The organism is Ruminococcus sp., assembly GCF_017650195.1.
Taxonomy (GTDB): Bacteria; Bacillota; Clostridia; order Oscillospirales; family Ruminococcaceae; genus Ruminococcus.
In genome coordinates, this window is sequence record NZ_JAGCFH010000324.1 from 1 (window position 1) to 2,665 (window position 2,665).

General features: G+C 43.6%; 4 protein-coding genes. All 4 read right to left on the reverse strand.

Going from position 1 to position 2,665, the window contains the following annotated elements; all coding sequences use genetic code 11:
• Positions 1 to 628: 628 nt before the first annotated feature.
• Positions 629 to 898: a sporulation transcriptional regulator SpoIIID gene (locus tag J6U00_RS14525; protein ID WP_296583055.1), complete on the reverse strand. Its 270-nt coding sequence runs from the start codon at positions 896 to 898 to the stop codon at positions 629 to 631.
• 74 nt (positions 899 to 972) lie between these two features.
• Positions 973 to 1,155 (reverse strand): DUF6472 family protein, encoded by a 183-nt coding sequence (locus J6U00_RS14530; RefSeq protein ID WP_296583057.1) that lies wholly within the window; start codon positions 1,153 to 1,155, stop codon positions 973 to 975.
• A 38-nt stretch (positions 1,156 to 1,193) separates the two neighbouring features.
• Positions 1,194 to 1,727, reverse strand: coding sequence for a hypothetical protein (locus J6U00_RS14535; RefSeq protein ID WP_296583062.1), 534 nt, complete (start codon positions 1,725 to 1,727; stop codon positions 1,194 to 1,196).
• Positions 1,714 to 2,665 (reverse strand): hypothetical protein (locus J6U00_RS14540; protein WP_296583065.1); only part of this gene is annotated, 952 nt, incomplete at its 5' end. The genes J6U00_RS14535 and J6U00_RS14540, both read right to left, overlap by 14 nt.

Below are 2,665 nucleotides of genomic sequence, written 5' to 3' on the forward strand. Positions count from 1 at the left end.
CTCATAATTGAAATATAAGTCGCGTATAGGTTTCGGGAAAACCGTTACGATTTTTCTGATAAGCTTTTTCATTTTATGTTTCCTTTCAAAATGCGATACTCTATAATGATAACAGTATTCGCTTCATTTTTCAAGTAGTTTTTTAAAAAAGCACAATAAATGATAAAAGAGCAGCTGCCGCAGGTATTCCCACGGCAGCCGCTCTTATCTGAAAAGGTGTGTATTAAACGCCCGGAGGTATAAAGGGCGCGGAAACGGTTGTTAGCTATATGTAAATCTCTTTGTTCTGTGATTTCATTATAGTATATAGCCATATCAAATGCAATAACAGAGGGGTCAAAGTTTGTATACAACTCAGTATACAGCGGTTACAAAATAACTACAACGGTGACAGAACGAACTGATAATCTGACGATTCGCCTCCAAATATCTATTGTAATAATTTTCTTTGTCGCCTTTTGCTGATTTCTGCATAAAATAAAAGTAAACAGCCGTGTGACAGCTGCCGCTTCGGAGTGGCTGACGTCAGCAATGCATCGGTGCAGCCCGCGAACAGCTTCGCAGAGGGATAGCGCTGTCAGACTACTGTTTTCATATATATGCCCGATAGGGCGGCAGAGGGGATACGTCAGTATCCCCTCCTGTGTTTTGCTATTTCCCTGTACTTCTTTCGTGTTGCAAGTCCACCGCGTATATGCCGCTCCTGCTTATTGATCTCAAGCACATCCTTTACAAGTTTGTATAGCTCCGGATCTTCAGTTTTAAGTCTTTCACTGACATCCTTATGCACTGTGCTCTTGGATATTCCGAACTGCTTAGCAGCGGCGCGGACTGTTGATCTGTTCTCCAGAATAAATCTTCCAAGTGTCACTGCCCGCTGACCGGGTGGTATTTTCAAATGCATCACTCCTTCGTCTATTCTGCGGACAGTAATATATATGCAGGATAAACGAAGAAAATGAGCACACAATGTCAGTTCTGGTGACGTACTACTCCGTACTCATCATCAAGCCGGTAGTAGGGACATGAATAGTTAGTTCCCTGAATGAAACGTGCCATCTCATCCTCATCAAGATCTACCAGACATACATAGCAGTCACATTCATCATCATAAACATAATTGGTGCATGTCTCACAATTTGTAACTGTCTTCATTATATAAAACTCCCTTATGTAAGGGGCATAAGCCCCTGTTATTCTATTCTTCTTTTACCTTCAAAACCGCTGCTTGAGAGTTCCGGTACTTCCGCCGACTTCCTTTCACCCAGCAGCTCTCCTAGCACTGAAACAATATCACATCTTCCGACCAGTTCCCGCTCCTGCGCTATCCTGACAGCTCCTTCAAGCTCTTCAGCACTTCTTTCATAGAGCAGTTCTCCGCTTTCTTCTGTGCAGCATGCAACAATACAGGAAGGTGAAACGCGCCATTTATTAAGCATGAGATCCAGAATGTCAGCTCCGTTACACCCATCAAGAACGATTAGCTCAGTGTAACCGGTAAATATTTCTTTTCCACCGCTGAGTTCCGCCTCATAACGCGCTTTCTCCGGTGAATCAGCAGCAACTGTAACAACATCATCTTCATTTGAAAAAAACGAAAAAGTCACACTGTCATTTCCGATAACTGCCGCTCTTAGATATCTTTTATTACTGACGCTTCTATCCTTAACACACCCGGTAAGAAGCATAGTTGCCAACATAACAGGTATTATCCTAAGCTTTTTCACGCTTCATTTCACCTCCTCCTTTTTTAAGGAGTGATTCCAGAGGCACTATCATCATTATTATAAAAGATGACAAAGCATAGGAAATGATACCTGTTCCAATATCATAAAGTACTGTCCCGATCGCGACCATCATAAAAAGAACTGCCGTGCAGCGGAATCTTTTTAAACGAGGTATCGTCCCCGCTGCAAGGTACTCCGCAGCTGAAGCCTGGACAGCTATCGAAAAGACGGCCAAAACTGAAAATACGATCAGGAACAGTGAATCTGTTCTCTGTACAGGAAACGGCTGTGAAAGCTGAGCCGCAGTTGTTACAGGAAAATCGAGCACATCCATAATGCCGCCTGTGACAATAACAGACGTGAACAGCATTATAAATGAAAGGATCACTTTGCATGTGAAATACATTGAAGCAGTATCTGTCTTGTCTTCAGCAGTAAAACTCAGCAAGACAATAAAGCTTCCCAGACCTCCGCTCGCAGCAAATCCGCGGATCACCTCACTCGGCAGGCTTCTTCCGTCAGGCCGAAATATATTGCTGATATCTGACTGAATAACCGCGCTCACAGTTACCATTGCCACACAGAGCACTCCAAGTCCCATCGCAATGACCGCAGACCTTGCGAGAGCCTTTATCCCGGATGAAGAAACGTAAACACACACCAGAGCTATAAGTCCTCCGGTCATAAGTCTGCCATACATGCCTGAATTTTCATACGGAATATAGATCACTGAACTTGTATGCCACAGTGCGGAAAACAATGTGCCTCCGTACAAAATTACATACCCCAGCAACAGAATCCGAACTGCTTTTCCGGTATCAGCCAGATTCTTCCCACTATCATAGTATCTGGCAAGCGGAAGCGCAAGAAAAAGCTGTATGATACTTCCGGATGCAAAACCAATCGCTGTCATTATACAGATTCCGCCACGCAGACAG

What these genes read in the sequence shown, in the direction of transcription:
- J6U00_RS14530 (WP_296583057.1), bottom strand. Translation starts at nt 1,155, where the DNA reads ATGAAGACAGTTACAAATTGTGAGACATGCACCAATTATGTTTATGAT.